Here is an 18,546-nt window from a genome sequence, read left to right as displayed (position 1 = left end):
CACAAAAACGTCATATAAAGGAAATTATCGTAGTAATTAGTCTTATTTGTTTTATGAAAAGTCAGGTTATTGGTTATGAGATACGGTGAATTTTGTCGATAGGGTCATGACAGCACAATCAAAAGTAGAAACAAAATTATCCCTGTGCAACAATCTGACTATTAAAGATTAATTACTGATATCTATCTGAGTTTTGCCATGGAACGCCATTTTTCTTTTAGGATAATTTGGATGTAAATTAATCGTAATTTCTGTAACGTATTCTTAATTAAGAGGAAATCTCATGTATCAAGACTTAATCCGCGGCGAGCTGACTGAAGCGGCCGAGACGTTATCGAATTTCCTTAGCGATGATGCCAATATTAATGCTATCCAACAGGCTGCCGTTCTACTTGCTGACTCTTTTAAAGCAGGTGGCAAAGTATTATCTTGTGGTAATGGGGGCTCTCACTGTGATGCAATGCATTTTGCTGAAGAATTAACTGGGCGTTATCGCGAAAACCGCCCAGGTTATCCTGCGATTGCTATTTCAGATGTGAGTCATTTATCTTGTGTGAGTAATGACTTCGGCTATGAGTATGTTTTTTCGCGCTTTATCGAAGCTGTTGGCATGAAAGGTGATGTTTTACTCGGAATTTCTACCTCAGGTAATTCAGGAAACATTATTAAAGCGATTGCCGCTGCGCGTGAAAAAGGTATGAAAGTCATCACGCTAACAGGTAAAGATGGCGGGAAAATGGCTGGAACCGCGGATATTGAAATTCGTGTTCCACACTTTGGGTATGCCGACCGTATCCAAGAAATTCATATTAAAGTTATTCATATCTTAATTCAGTTAATCGAAAAAGAGATGGTGAAGTAACGTTATTATTGATCAGGAGCTTTTAAATGTGCGAGTTACTTGGCATGAGTGCCAATGTTCCAACCGATATTTCGTTTAGCCTAAGTGGGTTAATTTCCCGAGGGGGCCAAACAGGCCCACATAAAGATGGTTGGGGAATTACCTTTTATGAGGGGCTCGGGTGTCGCACATTTAAAGATCCTCAACCCAGTTTTTTATCACCTGTCGCTCGTTTTGTGCAGGAATACCCGATTAAATCAGAAAGTGTTGTTGCGCATATTCGCCAAGCAAATCGGGGGGATGTGTCGTTAGCAAATACTCACCCCTTTACTCGTGAGCTATGGGGACGTAATTGGACTTATGCACATAATGGGCAGTTAAAGGGGTATCGTACACTGAAAACTGGACGTTATTGCCCAATAGGTGAAACTGATAGCGAATGGGCATTTTGTTGGATACTTCATCAACTCAGTGAAAAATACCCACGCAGGCCATCGAATTGGAAAAGCGTGTTCCGTTTTATTGCGACATTAGCTGACCAATTACGTCATAAAGGGGTATTTAATATGTTGCTGTCTGATGGGCAATATATGATGGCCTTTAGCTCGACGAATTTACATTGGTTAACGCGTAAGGCACCGTTTGGTAAAGCAAAATTACTTGACCAAGATATTGAAATCGATTTTGAGCAGTGCACGACCCCCACTGATGTGGTCTCTGTTATCGCAACGCAACCACTAACGGGTAACGAAAACTGGCAGCGAATTGACCCTGGTAATTTCGTCTTATTCTATCTTGGTGAGCGCATATTGTGATTTAGACCCTAACAATTTTGTTGGGGTATCAGCTTGGTCAATAACCGCATATTTACCTAAAGCGACCGACACCTCGGCAGGCCTTCCTGTGCGGTTGAAATACTCGTAAGCGGGTTGTAGCTGCTTCCAGAAGGCATAATGGCTGGAATTACGGTAGCGCAGCATATTTTCATTTGTCATTTTAAATGGGTAAATGCTGACATTAATGACCGACTGTCCGCTGAGTAAGGCCGTTTCTACTGTTTGGTAAATCTCACCCATATATTTATCGGTCATGGCATAACATCCCACCGAAACGCAACTGCCGTGGATCATAAGATAGCTACCGCTATAGCCTTGCGCTTTATCAAACTCATTAGGAAAACCAATATTGATAGATCGGTAATACCGACTATTAGGATTGAGCTGTTCCGCTGTAATTTGATAAAATCCTTCTGGGCTTTTCAGGTCACCTTCAATTTTTTTTGGACCTAGCCCTCCTGAAAACTTACAAATTGGGTAAGTTTTCGACAGTTTATATTTTCCTGATGGTGTTTTTTGGTAGAGTTCTAATAAACCTTCTTGCTTAAATATTTGAATAAAAATGGATGAGTTTGAGCTATCCGATACGTTATTATTAAGTAGAAATGAATAGTTACTTGCCTGAATAGCAGGAGAATATATGAGTACAAATAAAAAAATTGCACTAAAAAATTTACTTAATTTCATATTTAAGCCATATCAAGAAAATGTTTTTGAACAAAAAGAGTACATATTTTATGCATTCTAGACGAGTAAATCGAAAATTAATATAGTTTGTTAATAGTTTTTAAATGAACCTTTATTGTGTAAATAATAAACAATGATCGATAAATATGAGCTTAAATATCGATAATGCCGAATTGTTAACAGGAAAATTTAAATATTAATGCAATTTGCTTGAACTATGTCACTTCTATAGCCGGACATAGAGAGTGGGAACTGATAAAATTGTGGGTGGCAGAAGATAAAATTTAGTAACAATTATGTGAGAATACCTGCTTAAGTGATGACGATTACTTGAGCTATTTTTTATTTAATGAGTCGCTATCATTCATTGCTGAATCGTTAGCTTAGGGTTTAACTGATAAACTTGTGCAGATCTTATGATTAAAATTAAAAAAGGCCTCAACCTTCCTATCGCAGGTGAGCCAGCCCAAGTGATAGAAGACGGCCCGAAAATTCAACACGTAGCTGTGCTAGGTGAGGAATATGTCGGAATGCGTCCTTCGATGCTGGTTAAAGAAGGTGAGCGTGTAGTTAAAGGACAGGTTCTTTTTGAAGATAAAAAGAACCCAGGGGTTTTATTTACAAGCCCAGCCTGCGGTAAAATTGTTGCTATTCATCGTGGTGAGCGTCGTGTGCTTCAATCTGTTGTCATCGAAATTGATGGTGATGAACAAGAAACATTTGCAGCTTATACTCGTGATGAGCTATCAACATTAACGCAACAACAAGTCGAAGATAACTTGATCAAATCGGGTCTGTGGACATCTTTAAGAACGCGTCCATTTAGCCGTTCACCACAACCGGGTTCTTCACCTATCGCTATTTTTGTCACTGCAATGGATACTAACCCACTTGCAGCGGATCCTGTTTTAATTATTAAAGAGCAAGAACAAGCATTTAACGATGGGCTTTTGGTTCTAAGTCGTTTAACAGAAGGTAAAATCCATGTGTGTCATGGAGAGGGAGACTTACCGAAGAATACGGCACACAACCAAATTTCTTATACTCAGTTTGCAGGGCCGCATCCTGCTGGTTTAGCGGGAACTCATATTCATTTCTTAGAACCTGTGAGTATTAAGAAAAAAGTTTGGAGCCTTAATTACCAAGACGTTATTGCTATTGGTAAGCTATTTGTTACGGGTCACCTATACACAGACCGCGTGATTTCATTAGCAGGGCCACAAGTTGAAAAACCTCGTCTTCTGCGTACTCGCCTAGGTGCTGATTTATATGAATTAACACAAGGTCAGCTTAAAGCGGGTGAAAATCGTATTATTTCCGGTTCAGTCCTTTGGGGCGTGACATGCGATGATACCCATCACTATCTTGGTCGTTTTCATAATCAAGTCTCAGTGTTAGCCGAAGGTCGCAATAAAGAGTTATTTGGCTGGATTATGCCTGGTGTTAATAAATTTACGATTACTCGTACCACAATCGGGCATTTCCTGAAAAATAAACGTTTTAATTTTACAACGACAATGAACGGTGGCGAGCGTTCGATGGTGCCAATTGGTAACTACGAGCGAGTCATGCCTCTCGATATCATGGTCACTCATTTATTGCGCGATCTCCTTGCTGGAGACACTGACTCATCACAAGAATTGGGCTGTTTAGAGTTGGACGAAGAAGATTTAGGTTTATGTACCTACGTTTGCCCAGCGAAATATGAATATGGTCCGGTGCTACGCGATGTTCTGACCAAGATTGAGCTAGAAGGGTGATTCCATGGGTCTGAAAAATTTATTTGAAAAGTATGAGCACCATTTTGAGCCCGGTGGAAAGCTAGAAAAATACTATGCGTTATTTGAAGCAGTTTCGACTGTTTTTTACACGCCGGGTACGGTAACAAAAGGGCGTTCTCATGTCAGGGATACTATTGACCTGAAACGTATGATGATATTGGTGTGGCTAGCGGTTTTCCCAGCTATGTTCTGGGGAATGTATAACGTTGGTAACCAAGCCATCCCAGCTTTGCATCAATTATATAGCGGGGCTGAATTACAGCAAGTTCTAGCTAGTGATTGGCATTATAGCTTAGCGCAGTTTTTAGGCGCATCACTTTCGATGGATGCGGGATGGGGAAGTAAAATGCTGCTGGGTGCAGTGTATTTCCTTCCTATTTATGCAGTCGTTTTCTTAGTCGGTGGTTTCTGGGAAGTGTTATTCGCCATGATCCGCGGCCATGAAATAAACGAAGGCTTCTTTATTACCTCGATTCTATTTGCCTTAATTGTGCCGCCAACCATTCCTTTATGGCAGGCTGCATTAGGTATCACGTTCGGGGTTGTTATTGCGAAAGAAATTTTTGGCGGTACTGGGCGTAACTTCTTAAACCCGGCATTGGCTGGACGTGCTTTCTTATTCTTTGCTTATCCTGCTCAAATATCAGGTGACTTAGTTTGGACCGCTGCAGATGGCTTCTCTGGTGCAACACCATTATCACAATGGGCAACAGGTGGTGAGCATGCGCTAATGAACACAGTGACTCATGAGCCTATTACTTGGATGCAAGCCTTTTTAGGTAATATGCCAGGTTCAATTGGTGAAGTGTCAACTCTGATGCTGTTTATTGGTGGGGCTCTTATCATGTTCTTCCGTATTGCATCATGGCGCATTGTCGCTGGTGTGATGGTTGGTATGATTGCAATGTCCTACCTATTCAACGCCATTGGCTCTGATACCAACCCGTTATTTGCTATGCCATGGTGGTGGCACATGGTACTCGGTGGCTTCGCATTCGGTATGATTTTTATGGCGACAGACCCGGTATCAGCTTCATTCACAGACAAAGGTAAATGGGCGTACGGCATTCTGATCGGTGTAATGTGTGTTCTTATCAGGGTTGTTAACCCAGCTTATCCAGAAGGGATGATGCTGGCGATCCTATTCGCCAACCTGTTTGCTCCTCTGTTTGACTATCTGGTCGTTCAAGCAAATATTAAGCGGAGAAAAGCTCGTGGCTAATGAAAAACCAATTAATAACGATAGCGTCGGCAGAACATTTCTAGTTGTTTTTATTCTTTGTCTAGTGTGCTCTATTGTCGTCGCAGGTGCTGCCGTTGGTTTAAAACCACAGCAGCAAGAACAGATTCAGTTAGATACTCAACGTAACATTTTAAGTGTTGCTGGGTTGCTACAGCCTAAAATGACCGCTGAGGAAGTTCAAAATGTGTATAAGGATCGCATCGAACCTAAACTTTTGAATTTTAAAACTAATGAATTATCTGATAGCACTAGCCGTTATGACTTAAATAGCGAGCTACGCAGCGAAGAAACGAGTATTGCACTTTCTCCTGCAGAGGATATTGCAAAAATCCGCCGTCGTGCCAATAGCGCTGAAATCTATTTGGTTAAAGATGAAGCAGGAAAAGTATCACAAATTATTTTACCTGTTTACGGTTCTGGTTTGTGGTCTGTCATGTATGCCTTTATTGCGGTAGATGTAGATGGTGTTACCTCTCGTGGTATTACTTACTACGCACATGGTGAAACACCAGGGCTGGGTGGTGAGGTTGATAACCCTCAGTGGAAAGCACAATGGCCAGGTAAAAAGCTGTTCAATGAACAGGGGGTTCCGGCAATTAAAATCGTGCGCGGTGGTGCTACAGATAACCCATACGGTATCGACGGCCTTTCAGGTGCGACTCTAACATCAAACGGGATCCAACATATGTTTGATTTCTGGTTAGGGGACAACGGTTTTGGTCCGTTCCTGAAAAAAGTACGTGAAGGAGCGCTGAATAATGGCTGATTCAAAAGAAGTAAAACGCGTCCTACTTGGGCCGCTATTTGATAACAACCCAATTGCTTTACAGGTATTAGGGGTTTGTTCTGCACTTGCAGTGACAACGAAATTAGAAACCGCACTCGTTATGACGATAGCTGTAACCTTAGTAACGGCTTTTTCTAACTTCTTTATCTCACTCATCAGGAACTATATTCCGAGCAGTGTGCGTATTATCGTTCAAATGGCGATCATTGCGTCTTTAGTTATTGTCGTTGACCAAATTTTACGTGCATACGCCTATGAAATATCAAAACAACTTTCTGTATTTGTTGGTTTGATTATTACTAACTGTATCGTCATGGGACGTGCTGAAGCTTACGCAATGAAAGCACCACCAATTGAAAGCTTCATGGACGGTATTGGTAACGGTCTTGGTTATGGTGTGATCCTTGTTTTAGTCGGCTTTTTCCGTGAGTTATTTGGTTCCGGCAAATTGTTTGGTATCACAGTTTTTGAATCACTACAAACCGGTGGTTGGTACATGCCAAATGGCTTGTTCCTCCTCGCGCCAAGTGCATTCTTTATCATTGGTATGCTGATTTGGGGATTACGTACTCTGAAACCAGCTCAGGTAGAGAAGGACTAATCACATGGAACACTATATTAGCCTGTTTGTTAAAGCCATTTTTATTGAAAATATGGCATTAGCGTTTTTCTTGGGAATGTGTACTTTCCTTGCGGTGTCGAAGAATGTAAAAACCGCTTTTGGACTGGGTATCGCTGTAACGGTAGTTCTGGGGATCTCTGTCCCAGCCAATAACTTAGTATATAACTTGGTGTTACGTGATGGTGCGATTGCTGAAGGTATCGATTTATCCTTCTTGAACTTCATCACTTTTATCGGTGTTATTGCCGCGTTAGTTCAGATTCTTGAAATGATTTTAGACCGCTACTTCCCGTCACTGTATAACGCGTTAGGTATCTTTTTGCCATTGATTACCGTTAACTGTGCCATTTTCGGTGGTGTTTCTTTCATGGCTCAGCGTGATTATAACTTTAGCGAATCGGTCGTGTATGGGTTCGGTTCGGGGATCGGTTGGATGCTCGCAATCGTATTGCTGGCGGCTATCCGTGAGAAGATGAAGTACTCAGATATTCCATCGGGTCTAAAAGGGTTAGGTATCACCTTTGTGACAACCGGTTTAATGGCATTGGGCTTTATGTCCTTCTCCGGTGTGCAGCTATAAAGGCGAGAAGAATTCATGGAAATTATTATTTTAGGTGTCGTGATGTTTACCCTGATTGTCTTGGTGCTGACAGGTTTAATTCTGTTTGCTAAATCCAAGCTAGTCAATACAGGGAACATCAAAGTTGAAGTTAATGGCGATCCAGACAAAAGTTTTGAAGCTCCAGCGGGCGACAAGCTGTTAGGCATGCTATCAAACCAAGGTATTTTTGTTTCATCAGCATGTGGCGGCGGTGGCTCTTGTGGTCAGTGCCGTGTGAAAATCAAAGAAGGCGGTGGTGATATTCTGCCAACTGAGCTTTCACACATCAACAAACGTGAAGCAAAAGAAGGCTGCCGATTAGCGTGTCAGGTCAACGTTAAGCAAGATTTAAAAATTGAGCTTCCAGAAGAAATTTTTGGTGTGAAAAAATGGGAGTGTGAAGTTATTTCTAATGATAACAAAGCCACTTTCATTAAAGAGCTTAAACTGAAAATTCCAGAAGGAGAGGTAGTTCCTTTCCGTGCGGGTGGTTTTATTCAGATTGAATGTCCGGCACATGTTGTCAAATACGAAGATTTTGATGTACCAGAAGAGTACCGCGAAGATTGGGATAAATTTAACCTGTTCCGTTATGTATCTGAGGTTAAAGAGCCAACTGTTCGCGCCTATTCGATGGCAAACTACCCGGAAGAGTATGGCATTATCATGCTAAACGTGCGTATTGCTACGCCACCACCTCGTAATCCAGATGTCCCACCGGGGATCATGTCTTCTTATATTTGGTCATTAAAGCCAGGGGATAAAGTCACTATTTCTGGGCCGTTTGGTGAATTCTTTGCTAAAGAAACGGAAGCAGAAATGGTGTTTATCGGTGGTGGTGCGGGAATGGCGCCAATGCGTTCTCACATATTTGACCAACTGCGTCGTTTGGATTCTAAACGTAAGATCAGTTTCTGGTATGGTGCGCGTTCAGTCCGTGAAATGTTCTACACTGAAGATTTTGACCAACTTGCTGCAGAACATGAAAACTTTACATGGCATGTCGCGCTTTCAGACCCTATGCCTGAAGATAATTGGGATGGTTATACAGGTTTCATCCATAATGTCTTATATGAAAACTACTTAAAAGACCATCCAGCGCCAGAAGATTGTGAGTTCTATATGTGTGGACCTCCAATGATGAATGCTGCTGTGATTAAAATGTTGAAAGACCTCGGTGTTGAAGATGAAAATATCCTGTTGGATGACTTCGGTGGTTAAGCAACTTAGCTGATTTTATTAGACTTATCAAAGTCAGTAGACAGTAACACTTTAAAGAGGGAAAATATTTTCCCTCTTTGTGATTTTAGTAAATCTATTAAGTGCTAATTAGTTAGCGCTTAATAGGTAGATTTATAATTATTTTGACTGGAACATTCTCTGCATGGGTGACGATGTAAAGTGTGTTAATAGTCTGGGCGGCCTTAACAAAATGCGCTCATGATTGACGCGGAGAAAATTATGCTAAGTAAAAGAATTTATACCCCAATACTGCTATTTGTTGCAGCTCTGTTTCTTACTGCCTGTGGTGGACCTGAACAACAGAATCTTCAGGGGCAAACGATGGGGACGTACTATTCGGTTAAATATGTTACAGATTCTTCGGAGCCAAAGCCTGAAGTCATTCAAGCCGAAATAGATAAACGTTTGGAGGAAGTTAACGACCAAATGTCAACATATCGCCCAGATTCAGAATTAAGTCGTTTTAATCAATTTAAAGAAGTGAATACGCCGTTCCCAGTTTCTGCAGCAACCGCAACTGTGGTTAAAAAAGCCATTGAAATTAATAAGCTTACTAATGGTTCATTAGATGTAACGGTTGGGCCTTTAGTTAATTTATGGGGTTTTGGCCCTGAAGGAAGAGTGACTAAAGCGCCTTCTGATGAAGAGTTGGCTAAGCGTAGAGCCTGGACTGGTATCGAGAAACTCTCGGTTCAGGATAATAACCTAATTAAAACGATCCCTGAGCTGTACGTCGACCTTTCCTCAATTGCTAAAGGTTATGGTGTCGACGTTGTTGCTGAATATTTAGAATCATTGGATATCAATAATTATATGGTTGATATTGGTGGTGAAGTGCGTACGAAAGGAACAAATGGTAAAGAAGTACCATGGCGTATTGCAATAGAAAAACCTGTAGCGGATGGGGTAAGCCAAACAGCACAAGAGATTATTGAACCAGGTGACCGTTCTATCGCTACATCAGGAGATTACCGTAATTATTTCGAGCAAGATGGCGTTCGTTTTTCTCATACCATTGACCCAAAAACAGGCAAGCCAATCACTCATAATTTAGTTTCTATTACGGTGATTGCAGAAAATTGCATGAGTGCTGATGGCCTATCTACGGGGCTAAATGTTTTAGGGCCTGAAGTTGGCTTTGATTTAGCTGAAAAAATGAATATTCCTGTTTTTATGATTGTTAAGACAGATAAAGGTTTTGAAGAGCGTTATACTAAGGCATTCGAACCATTTTTAACTAAAAAACAGTAGTTGTGGGAGGATAAAAGATGCTAAATGTTTTTATTGCAGCCTTTGTACTGTTTTTGCTGGCCTTTTTAGGCATGTCACTTGGATATATTATTAAGCGTAAGAGTATCCAAGGTAGCTGCGGCGGGTTAAGCAGTATTGGTGTTGATAAAGTGTGTGATTGCCCTGAGCCTTGCGATGCACGTAAAAAGCGTATGGCACGTGAAGAAGCCCGCCAAAAAATACTGGATAAAAATCGTATTATTTGAATAGTAATATTTAACGGTTCTATAACTAGTAATGAGCCGGAGATGTCTAAATATAGTTATTAGACATCTCCAAATATTACTTTCCCGTTATACAGCCTAAATTAATTGCATTTTCTTAGCACATGAAACAGAGACAGGGTAATTAACATGCATGCTTTTTGTCTCACCATCAAATCTAATCGTGACCTTTCCATTATCATTGTTGTTAATTTGGCAAGGTAAAAAATCACCACTACTCCACAGTTCATTATTTTTCGTAGTAATTTTAGCTTTCCAAGCACTTTTACCTGTTGTTGAGTAAGGGAATGAATTTTCGTTAGAGCTAGATGTGGCATGTGATAGATTATAAAATATAAACACATTATCATAGGGGTTATCACTATTATGATAATGTATTTCAACTTTCCTTAATGTTTCATTCCAATAATTCTCGACAATCATTGTTCCAATATTTGACATATAAAACCTTTTTTAAATTATTTTAAATAGAATTTTTGTGACGGATTAAATATATCAAGTTTTCTATAGCGGTAAATTAAGAACAATTATTATTAATTGATGAAAAGAATGTTTTTAAGATGTGATTTAATTCCTAAGCTATTATTAAAGTAATAATAGCTTAGGAGATGTTATTAGATTATTTTTTAAATGCTTTTGGGGAATCAACCATTACAGCATCAACACCAATTTCTTTTGCGAGTTGGTAGTCACTGTCATTATTAACACCAAAGACAATGATATAGGCATTACCATTTTTTCTAAAACAGTCGATGGCCTCTTTATCCCATGAAAGGGTAGCTGGTGAGCGTGCCTCACCTAATGTATATTTTTCAACTACTTCAACTTTACGATGTAGCTCAAAGCCATACCAACGAGTGGTGGTTTTGTCATTTTCTATTGAGCATTGATGGTTCATTACGATATTTGCCAACATAGTCCGAGTTTCATCACGGCTTTCAAATAGTGAAATTTTTGATGAAAGGGATTTTAGCGCTTTTAAAAATTCATCATTAGTGGAATAAAAACGTACTTGGCTAAATGAATTAGTTTTATCTAGTAATGCAAGGATAGCTTGTGCTTGGATATTAGGGTCTGCATCAGGTGATTTTAAATCAATATAAAAAGTCGTATCAGGGTATTTTTTTAAAATAGTTTCTAGTCTACTAATAGTAGTATCTTGCATAGGTAGTTGCAGGTTATTTTTTATATTGTATTTATATGCAGCATTTATACGGTTAAGTTGCAGGGCATTATATTTTGATACAGGACCTTCATGGTCTGTAAGTGAGCTTAAGTCACTTGGACGATATAAAACGAGTTGATTATCTTTACTTAACTGAGCGGTAAGCCAAATAGCATCAGCATTATTTTTCTTTGCTAAATCAATTGCATAAATTGTATTTTCTGGTGCATCAGCCGTTCCTGCACGGTGAGCAACAATTTTAGGGGATAGTGCAAAAACGGTTTGGCTAGCAAACAGTATTATGAGAGTTGCCATAAATTTAAAATATTTTGATGTTGATGTAATTGCCATAGAGATGATCCATAAATAGTTTTTCAAGGTATTGTCGTTGGTAAAACAACTCTTTTTATTACTTTTTTGTTTAAAAGTAAGTATTAACACTTATTTTTAAGACAAACTTTAAATAAAATCTTTATTGGATAGATTGGCAGATGATTATTGCAATATGATGAATTACCTAGTTATCATTAAGTTAGCTTGTTATTCATCCATTTATGGTGGTCTGATAATAATTGCATGGCTATTAAAGATACTGTATATTTAAACAGTTGATTGATTGTTAGGGTATACTCGTGCGTAAAATTATTCATATTGATATGGACTGCTTTTATGCCGCCATCGAGATGCGTGACGACCCAAGCCTTCGCAATGTACCTATTGCGGTGGGAGGTAGCGCAGATCGCCGAGGAGTGATTAGTACTGCAAATTATGAAGCACGTCGCTACGGTGTTCATAGTGCGATGTCTACAGCGATTGCACTTAGGCTTTGCCCTCACTTGAAAGTGGTTCCTGGGCATATGGCACTTTATAAAGAAACCTCTCTTCATATTCGAAAAATATTTGCGCGTTACACAGACCTCATAGAACCGCTTTCTCTTGATGAGGCTTATTTGGATGTTACGGATTGTACGCAATTACACGGCTCTGCAACGTTAATTGCTGAGGCTATCCGTAAGCAAATCTTTGATGAATTACAGCTCACTGCTTCAGCGGGGATCGCTCCAATAAAATTTTTGGCAAAGATTGCTTCCGATATGAACAAACCGAATGGCCAATTCGTGATCACACCACAAGATATCGATCAATTCGTTCTTAAATTGCCGCTAAAAAAAATACCAGGAGTGGGTAAGGTAACAGCCCAAAAATTAGCGGATATGGGGTTGGTGACTTGTGCCGATGTTCAAAAATATGATGTAGTTGCGTTGATTAAAAGCATGGGGAAATTTGGGCAGGTATTTTGGGAGCGTTGCCATGGTATCGATGAACGTGCGATTAACCCTGATAGGCTTAGGAAATCGGTAGGGGTTGAACGTACACTTACAGAAGATATCTATCAATGGGAAGATTGCTTGCCGTTGCTGGATAAATTATATGATGAACTTCAACTGCGTTTAGCAAAAGTAAAACCTGACCTTCGTATTGCTCGCCAAGGTGTAAAATTTAAATTTGCAGACTTTCAGCAAACGACACAAGAACATGTATATCCAGTTCTCAATAAACAAGATTTGGTACAAATAGCGAAAAAAGCTTGGGATAACCGCCGCTTAGGGCGTGGCGTTCGGTTAGTTGGTTTGCATGTGATGCTGCAAAGTCCTCAGCTTGAACGGCAATTATTACTTGAATTATAAAAAACACCCATCGTATGATAGGTGTTTGATTTACAATTAATTAGTTGTTTATTCTTTAACTGGAATTGCTTTTAAAACCGCAGTTAATAATTTCCAATACTCACCAACGCTTGCAATATGCACACGCTCATCAGGGGAGTGCGCACCACGAATAGTTGGCCCAATTGAAACCATATCCATGTCTGGGTAAGGCTTTTTGAATAAGCCACACTCAAGGCCTGCGTGGATCACCATCACATTAGGAATTTTACCGAATAGTTTGTTGTAGGTATCACTGACTAAATGCATCACTGGTGAGTCTGCATCGGGCTGCCAACCAGGGTAACTGCCTTCTGCTCGATATTGGGCTTGTGCTAATTTACTGATAGATGTCAGCATGTTAACAACGTAGTTCTTGCCGCTATCGATAAGTGAGCGAACAAGGAAGATAATTTCTGCTTTATCTTCAGTTAGGCGTACCACACCTTCATTAAGTGACGTTTCAACCACGCCAATAGCCACATCGCTCATGCGAATTACACCGTTCGGTGCTGCATTTAAGAAGAAAACAAAACGCTTTTGGCAATCATCAGAAAGGGCTTTTAGCTCACTTTGCGTTTCGTCAAGTAGCAGAACAAGGTTAGGCTCAACAACAGCTAATTCATTTTTCAGAATATCTTCATAGCGCGTTCTCAGTGCCGTTAATTCAGCAACTTTGTCTGCTGGAACAGCAATAATGGCATAGGCTTCACGAGGAATCGCATTGCGAACAGTACCCCCTCTAAAATCTAATAATTTTAGGCTTAAATCTTCTTCGTGCCCTGCTAGAAATCGAGCTAACAGCTTATTGGCATTACCTAAACCTAAATGTACATCACCACCGGAGTGACCACCTTTTAGGCCTTTTAGGGTCATTGTGAAGGTTTTATAGCCTTGTGGTAATGCTTCACGAGTCAGGTCAAACGTGGTTGTAAAATCAACACCACCAGCGCAACCCATGTAAATTTCACCTTCTTCTTCGGAGTCGGTGTTTATCAAAATATCTGCTTGTAACCAGCCTGCTTTCAAGCCAAAAGCACCTTCCATACCGGCTTCTTCGGTCATGGTCAGGAGAACTTCCATTGGCCCATGCTCAACGCTATCGTCAGCAAGAACAGCCAAAGCAGAAGCTAAGCCAATGCCGTTATCAGCACCTAAAGTGGTGCCTTCAGCAGTAACCCACTCACCATTAACATAGGGACGAATTGGATCTGTTTTAAAGTCATGTACCGTGTCGTTATTTTTTTGTGGCACCATGTCCAAGTGAGCTTGTAAAACAACACCTTTACGGTTTTCATAACCAGGCGTAGCAGGTTTACGGATCAGAATATTGCCTACTTCATCACGTTCAACGTGAAAGCCTTTTTGTTTTGACCAATCAACAATATGCGCGGCTAAGGCTTCTTCGTGATACGAAGGGTGTGGGATAGAACAGATTTTAGCGAAGATATCCCATAGCGGTTGGGGGGATAATGTAGCTAGCTCAGACACGTCTCTCTCCTTTTATTTTCCCTTTATATTTCAATCTGTAGCGTTGTTGGCTTCATTCATAAATCCCAGTCACATACTTATGTATGCTCCTAGGATTTACTCATTTGCCGCCTAGCTACAAATTGAACTATTTAGGGATAATATCCTGAATAACCCAGTAGGAGCTGATTGGCAACCAACGTTAATTTCAGCTTCAATTTTAAAAGGAATATTGCTGTAATTATGACCTAACAGCCTGAAGTTTCGAATTAAAGGCTGCCTCTTTTATAAACTCAGGATAACACTTTCTTTTGAGCAATGGACAGTGTAAATGATAATAATTAATGGCGAATGGTGCTTTTTGCTGGTTTTTAACCGGCCAAATCACTATAATCTCGCGCAACCTTTTTTCCGCAAGACACTTTTCAGATTTACTCAGCAGTCGGGACCCGAATTTTATGAGCGAAAAATATGTCGTAACGTGGGATATGTTGCAAATACATGCCCGTAAACTCGCACAACGTTTATTACCAGTAGAGCAATGGACCGGTATTATCGCGGTTAGCCGTGGTGGCCTTGTTCCTGGAGCACTGCTTGCACGCGAACTTGGTATTCGTAACGTTGATACCGTTTGTATTTCTAGCTATGACCATAATAACCAGCGCGAATTAACCGTGATTAAACGTGCAGAAGGTGATGGTGAAGGCTATATTGTCATCGATGATTTAGTCGATACAGGCGGCACAGCTCAAGCTATCCGTAACATGTACCCTAAAGCACATTTTGTCACCATCTTTGCAAAACCTGCAGGCCGTCCATTAGTTGATGACTACGTAGTTGATATTCCACAAGACACATGGATCGAACAACCATGGGACATGGGTGTCGTTTTTGTTAAACCATTGTGTGAACAAGATAAATAAATCTGTTTTTCATGAGCGTTTTAGGTGAAAACATTGTAATTATAAAGCGTTATAGGTTTTATTGATTGCAAAAACACATTAATACCTAAAATTTTTGAGCTAAACACGATATAATTTGGGGAGTGCATTTTTGCATTCCCTTTATTTTTGGCCAAATTCAACTCTGATCGACAAGGAAATAGGGATGACTCAGCAAAACCTTTCAGAAAAACTTTTCAAACCTAAAGTCAGACAAGTTGAAACATCAACATTAGTCTCTTATTCATCTCAAACAATTTCTCAAATTAAAGAACACAGTGTGTTAAGTGGCTCCCATCATGCGGGTTGGTATCGTATGATTAATCGCTTAATGTGGATTTGGCGAGGAATAGACGCCTTAGAAATTGAAGAAGTACTAAGTCGTATTGCTATCTCAGATGCTGAGCGTAGCAATGATAACTTGTTGGATACGGTCATTGGCAACCGTCGTGGAAACTGGTGTTTCGAATGGTCCCAGCAAGCCATGCGTTGGCAGCAAAAAGCATTAGAATTTGAAAAAGGTGCAGAGGCAGGGGAGGCTTGGTTACGTTCAGCTAACTTGTACAGCATTGCCGCTTATCCTTTTATCAAGGGAGATGAGCTCGCTGACCAAGCTATTTTGCTGGCTTGCAAAGCTTATGATAGTGCCGCAAAATTTTCTCAATATCGCCTAAAGAAAATTCCTTTCAAAGTTGATGGTGGGAAAGAAGTTTGCGGTTTTTTACATATTCCTTCACAGGGGCAAGGGCCTTATCCGACAGTGATGATCTGTGGCATGTTAGATAGCTTACAGATTGATTTTTGTCGCTATTTTCGCGACTACCTCGAACCACTCGGTATTGCGATGCTAACACTGGATATGCCGTCAATTGGTTATTCGGTTAAACACAAGCTTACGCAGGAAACGAGCACCTTACATGAGCAAATCGTTCGCCAGCTTGGGGATATCGCTTGGATTGATCATACGCGTTTTGGCATCGTTGGTATGCGTTTTGGCGCAAATATAGCGTTAAGATTAGCTTATATGTGCCCTGATAAGATTAAAGCAGTCGCTGTCATAGGGCCAATTGTCCACAGTTTATTGCATGAAGAGAAATATCAGCAAGATATTCCTCGGATGGTTTTGGATGTATTCGCCAGTCGTTTGGGTATTTATCAAGTTGATGGTTCTGCTTTACGTCATGAATTAAGTTGCTATTCACTTAAAAATCAAGGGCTTTTGGGGCGGCGCAGTAAGGTTCCAATGCTATCGGTTAGTCTTAAAGATGATATTTACAGCCCCAAAGCAGAGTCTGATTTAATTCGACGTTCATCGATGGATGCTGACACGATGATGCTACCAAGCCAGCCCGTTTTTGCTAATTTTGAAAAGGCGCTAAGTGAAACTACTAATTGGTTAAAAGCAAAAATACTTTAATTTTATTTAATAACTTGCTTATTTTTTCCCATTTGTTAAAAAGGTGTCTTCCCAAGAAGGAGATCCTTAACATGGCTTTACCGACTGATTACTCAAATGGAAAGTATTTAAAGAAGTTTGCTTCGATAGGACCTTATTTACGTGAAAAACAATGTTTAAATGGCTGTTATATATTCGATAGCCTCGTTGTTTGCGTGAATGCAAATATTGCCCCAGAAAAACGTGAATTTTGGGGGTGGTGGTTAAAATTGGTTGCAACTGATAAGGGGTTTGAATTTACTTATCATTTGGGCCTATACAACAGCCATGGTAGTTGGCAAGTCAAAGCATTAAAAGATGCACCAACCATTGAGGCGACAGAGCAAAATTTAGTGTCTTTTCACCAAGCCCTTGCAAAACAGCTATCTGAACTTGAGTTAAGCCTCTTTCCCTCCCCGCTAATGACAGAATTAAAACTGGAATTAAGCGCATAAATTTGTTTTAAACCAACTTTTGTTGAATTTTGCGTTATGCCTGTTGGCATAACGCGCTTCTCCTGATAAAAATGATACCTACTTTTTGGTTTATTAATCCTAATGGCAGAAAAATGATGAAAAATAGCCAGACGCTGGTAGTTAAATTAGGGACCAGTGTATTAACAGGGGGCTCGCGCCGTTTAAATCAAGCTCATATTGTTGAGCTGGTTAGGCAGTGCGCGCAGCAATATGAAAAAGGGCATCGTATTATTATTGTGACTTCTGGGGCAATTGCCGCAGGTCGCGAACACTTAAATTACCCCGAACTGCCGGCTACCATAGCATCTAAACAGTTGCTTGCGGCGGTCGGTCAAAGTCGTTTAATCCAGTTATGGGAACGGTTATTCTCCATTTATGGCATTCATATCGGGCAAATGTTACTGACACGAGCCGATTTAGAAGACAGAGAACGTTTCTTAAATGCACGAGATACCTTGCAAGCACTGCTAGATAACGGAATCATTCCAGTTATCAATGAAAATGATGCTGTGGCTACCGCAGAAATCAAAGTCGGTGATAATGACAATCTATCCGCTTTGGCCGCGATTCTTGGCGATGCAGATAAACTGCTATTATTGACAGATATCGAAGGCTTATATGATGCTGATCCACGCAGTAATCCAAATGCAAAATTGATCCCTGAAGTGTATGGTATCAATGATGAACTTCGCGAAATGGCGGGGGGAAGCGTTAGCGGGTTAGGAACCGGTGGAATGGCAACTAAATTACAAGCAGCAGATGTCGCGGGCCGTGCAGGAATTGATGTTATCATTGCAGCAGGCAATAAACCGGATGTTATTAATGCGGTTATTGAAAATCTTCCAGTTGGTACCCGTTTTTATGGGCAAAAAAATCCAATGGAAAATCGTAAACGTTGGATTTTCGGTGCTCCAGCAGCTGGAGATGTGTACATTGATGATGGTGCACAACTGGCAATTATGGAAAAAGGCAGTTCATTATTGCCAAAAGGTATTAAGAAGATTGAAGGCGATTTCTCCCGAGGCGCAGTGATCCGTATTCGTAATATGGCAGGGAAAGATCTTGCTCATGGGGTCAGCCACTATAACAGTGATGCACTTAGAATGATTGCTGGGCACCATTCACAAGAAATCAGCAAAATACTTGGCTATGAACACGGTTCTGTGGCTGTTCATCGTGATGATATGATAGTGAGTTAA

Annotated in this window: 19 protein-coding genes; 15 read left to right on the top strand and 4 right to left on the bottom strand. The window is 40.4% G+C overall.

Annotated features, from left to right (window positions below; genetic code table 11):
- Window positions 1–283: 283 nt before the first annotated feature.
- The gene (lpcA, locus tag M1F25_RS17460; protein ID WP_004264745.1) at window positions 284–862 is read left to right on the top strand and encodes a D-sedoheptulose 7-phosphate isomerase; all 579 of its coding nucleotides are present in this window, start codon (window positions 284–286) and stop codon (window positions 860–862) included.
- A gap of 26 nt (window positions 863–888) precedes the next feature.
- Entirely contained in the window at window positions 889–1,656 is a 768-nt protein-coding gene (locus M1F25_RS17455; RefSeq protein WP_004264748.1) for a class II glutamine amidotransferase, read from the top strand.
- Here M1F25_RS17455 and M1F25_RS17450 read toward each other — a convergent pair.
- Complete coding sequence (locus M1F25_RS17450; RefSeq protein ID WP_004264751.1) at window positions 1,627–2,364, bottom strand: L,D-transpeptidase family protein; 738 nt, start codon at window positions 2,362–2,364, stop codon at window positions 1,627–1,629. The genes M1F25_RS17455 and M1F25_RS17450 overlap by 30 nt on opposite strands.
- Before the next feature lie 416 nt (window positions 2,365–2,780).
- Between M1F25_RS17450 and M1F25_RS17445 the strand changes: the two genes are divergently transcribed.
- The 8 genes from M1F25_RS17445 (at window position 2,781) to nqrM (ending at window position 10,136) form a co-directional block, all read left to right on the top strand.
- Window positions 2,781–4,124, top strand: a complete 1,344-nt coding sequence (locus tag M1F25_RS17445; RefSeq protein ID WP_004264753.1) for a Na(+)-translocating NADH-quinone reductase subunit A — start codon at window positions 2,781–2,783, stop codon at window positions 4,122–4,124.
- Window positions 4,125–4,128: 4 nt separating this feature from the next.
- Window positions 4,129–5,367 carry an NADH:ubiquinone reductase (Na(+)-transporting) subunit B gene (locus M1F25_RS17440; RefSeq protein ID WP_004264756.1) on the top strand — a complete coding sequence of 413 codons (1,239 nt, stop codon included), beginning with the start codon at window positions 4,129–4,131 and terminating at the stop codon, window positions 5,365–5,367.
- Window positions 5,360–6,154, top strand: coding sequence for a Na(+)-translocating NADH-quinone reductase subunit C (locus tag M1F25_RS17435; RefSeq protein WP_110592315.1), 795 nt, complete (start codon window positions 5,360–5,362; stop codon window positions 6,152–6,154). The genes M1F25_RS17440 and M1F25_RS17435 overlap by 8 nt, the downstream gene beginning before the upstream one ends.
- Complete coding sequence (locus tag M1F25_RS17430; protein ID WP_004264762.1) at window positions 6,147–6,776, top strand: NADH:ubiquinone reductase (Na(+)-transporting) subunit D; 630 nt, start codon at window positions 6,147–6,149, stop codon at window positions 6,774–6,776. The genes M1F25_RS17435 and M1F25_RS17430 overlap by 8 nt, the downstream gene beginning before the upstream one ends.
- Window positions 6,777–6,780: 4 nt before the next feature.
- Window positions 6,781–7,377 (top strand): NADH:ubiquinone reductase (Na(+)-transporting) subunit E, encoded by a 597-nt coding sequence (gene nqrE, locus M1F25_RS17425; protein WP_181488606.1) that lies wholly within the window; start codon window positions 6,781–6,783, stop codon window positions 7,375–7,377.
- A gap of 15 nt (window positions 7,378–7,392) precedes the next feature.
- Window positions 7,393–8,619 (top strand): NADH:ubiquinone reductase (Na(+)-transporting) subunit F, encoded by a 1,227-nt coding sequence (nqrF, locus tag M1F25_RS17420; RefSeq protein ID WP_004264766.1) that lies wholly within the window; start codon window positions 7,393–7,395, stop codon window positions 8,617–8,619.
- A gap of 240 nt (window positions 8,620–8,859) precedes the next feature.
- On the top strand, window positions 8,860–9,891 hold the full coding sequence (locus M1F25_RS17415) for an FAD:protein FMN transferase (protein ID WP_036958908.1): 1,032 nt from the start codon (window positions 8,860–8,862) through the stop codon (window positions 9,889–9,891).
- A gap of 17 nt (window positions 9,892–9,908) precedes the next feature.
- Window positions 9,909–10,136, top strand: coding sequence for a (Na+)-NQR maturation NqrM (nqrM, locus tag M1F25_RS17410; RefSeq protein WP_004264769.1), 228 nt, complete (start codon window positions 9,909–9,911; stop codon window positions 10,134–10,136).
- A gap of 96 nt (window positions 10,137–10,232) precedes the next feature.
- Here nqrM and M1F25_RS17405 read toward each other — a convergent pair whose 3' ends face one another.
- Window positions 10,233–10,595, bottom strand: coding sequence for a hypothetical protein (locus M1F25_RS17405; protein WP_004264771.1), 363 nt, complete (start codon window positions 10,593–10,595; stop codon window positions 10,233–10,235).
- Window positions 10,596–10,773: 178 nt separating this feature from the next.
- Entirely contained in the window at window positions 10,774–11,670 is an 897-nt protein-coding gene (locus tag M1F25_RS17400) for a glycerophosphodiester phosphodiesterase family protein (protein ID WP_181488604.1), read from the bottom strand.
- A gap of 281 nt (window positions 11,671–11,951) precedes the next feature.
- Here M1F25_RS17400 and dinB point away from each other — a divergent pair, with 281 nt between their 5' ends.
- Window positions 11,952–13,007: a DNA polymerase IV gene (gene dinB / locus M1F25_RS17395; protein ID WP_181488602.1), complete on the top strand. Its 1,056-nt coding sequence runs from the start codon at window positions 11,952–11,954 to the stop codon at window positions 13,005–13,007.
- 48 nt (window positions 13,008–13,055) lie between these two features.
- Here the strand turns inward: dinB and pepD are convergent, their stop codons facing one another.
- Complete coding sequence (gene pepD, locus M1F25_RS17390) at window positions 13,056–14,516, bottom strand: beta-Ala-His dipeptidase (protein ID WP_110592313.1); 1,461 nt, start codon at window positions 14,514–14,516, stop codon at window positions 13,056–13,058.
- 437 nt (window positions 14,517–14,953) lie between these two features.
- Here pepD and gpt point away from each other — a divergent pair, with 437 nt between their 5' ends.
- From gpt to proB, 4 genes are all read left to right on the top strand, one after another.
- Entirely contained in the window at window positions 14,954–15,418 is a 465-nt protein-coding gene (gene gpt / locus M1F25_RS17385) for a xanthine phosphoribosyltransferase (RefSeq protein WP_036958965.1), read from the top strand.
- 184 nt (window positions 15,419–15,602) lie between these two features.
- Window positions 15,603–16,853, top strand: coding sequence for an esterase FrsA (frsA, locus tag M1F25_RS17380; protein WP_112307893.1), 1,251 nt, complete (start codon window positions 15,603–15,605; stop codon window positions 16,851–16,853).
- 71 nt (window positions 16,854–16,924) lie between these two features.
- Complete coding sequence (crl, locus tag M1F25_RS17375; RefSeq protein ID WP_036958914.1) at window positions 16,925–17,326, top strand: sigma factor-binding protein Crl; 402 nt, start codon at window positions 16,925–16,927, stop codon at window positions 17,324–17,326.
- A 116-nt stretch (window positions 17,327–17,442) separates the two neighbouring features.
- The gene (gene proB, locus M1F25_RS17370; protein ID WP_036958967.1) at window positions 17,443–18,546 is read left to right on the top strand and encodes a glutamate 5-kinase; all 1,104 of its coding nucleotides are present in this window, start codon (window positions 17,443–17,445) and stop codon (window positions 18,544–18,546) included.

This window comes from Providencia sp. PROV109 (assembly GCF_033681625.1).
In the GTDB taxonomy this organism is placed as follows: domain Bacteria; phylum Pseudomonadota; class Gammaproteobacteria; order Enterobacterales; family Enterobacteriaceae; genus Providencia; species Providencia hangzhouensis.
Note: the sequence above shows the minus strand (reverse complement) of the source record. Positions and strands in the feature narration are given on the sequence as shown.

Excerpts from the sequence above, each read along its gene's own strand:
- lpcA (WP_004264745.1), top strand. The coding sequence starts at position 284 with ATGTATCAAGACTTAATCCGCGGCGAGCTGACTGAAGCGGCCGAGACG.
- M1F25_RS17455 (WP_004264748.1), top strand. The coding sequence starts at position 889 with ATGTGCGAGTTACTTGGCATGAGTGCCAATGTTCCAACCGATATTTCG.
- M1F25_RS17450 (WP_004264751.1), bottom strand. The coding sequence starts at position 2,364 with ATGAAATTAAGTAAATTTTTTAGTGCAATTTTTTTATTTGTACTCATA.
- M1F25_RS17445 (WP_004264753.1), top strand. The coding sequence starts at position 2,781 with ATGATTAAAATTAAAAAAGGCCTCAACCTTCCTATCGCAGGTGAGCCA.
- M1F25_RS17440 (WP_004264756.1), top strand. The coding sequence starts at position 4,129 with ATGGGTCTGAAAAATTTATTTGAAAAGTATGAGCACCATTTTGAGCCC.
- M1F25_RS17430 (WP_004264762.1), top strand. The coding sequence starts at position 6,147 with ATGGCTGATTCAAAAGAAGTAAAACGCGTCCTACTTGGGCCGCTATTT.
- nqrE (WP_181488606.1), top strand. The coding sequence starts at position 6,781 with ATGGAACACTATATTAGCCTGTTTGTTAAAGCCATTTTTATTGAAAAT.
- nqrF (WP_004264766.1), top strand. The coding sequence starts at position 7,393 with ATGGAAATTATTATTTTAGGTGTCGTGATGTTTACCCTGATTGTCTTG.
- M1F25_RS17415 (WP_036958908.1), top strand. The coding sequence starts at position 8,860 with ATGCTAAGTAAAAGAATTTATACCCCAATACTGCTATTTGTTGCAGCT.
- nqrM (WP_004264769.1), top strand. The coding sequence starts at position 9,909 with ATGCTAAATGTTTTTATTGCAGCCTTTGTACTGTTTTTGCTGGCCTTT.
- M1F25_RS17405 (WP_004264771.1), bottom strand. The coding sequence starts at position 10,595 with ATGTCAAATATTGGAACAATGATTGTCGAGAATTATTGGAATGAAACA.
- M1F25_RS17400 (WP_181488604.1), bottom strand. The coding sequence starts at position 11,670 with ATGGCAATTACATCAACATCAAAATATTTTAAATTTATGGCAACTCTC.
- gpt (WP_036958965.1), top strand. The coding sequence starts at position 14,954 with ATGAGCGAAAAATATGTCGTAACGTGGGATATGTTGCAAATACATGCC.
- frsA (WP_112307893.1), top strand. The coding sequence starts at position 15,603 with ATGACTCAGCAAAACCTTTCAGAAAAACTTTTCAAACCTAAAGTCAGA.
- crl (WP_036958914.1), top strand. The coding sequence starts at position 16,925 with ATGGCTTTACCGACTGATTACTCAAATGGAAAGTATTTAAAGAAGTTT.
- proB (WP_036958967.1), top strand. The coding sequence starts at position 17,443 with ATGAAAAATAGCCAGACGCTGGTAGTTAAATTAGGGACCAGTGTATTA.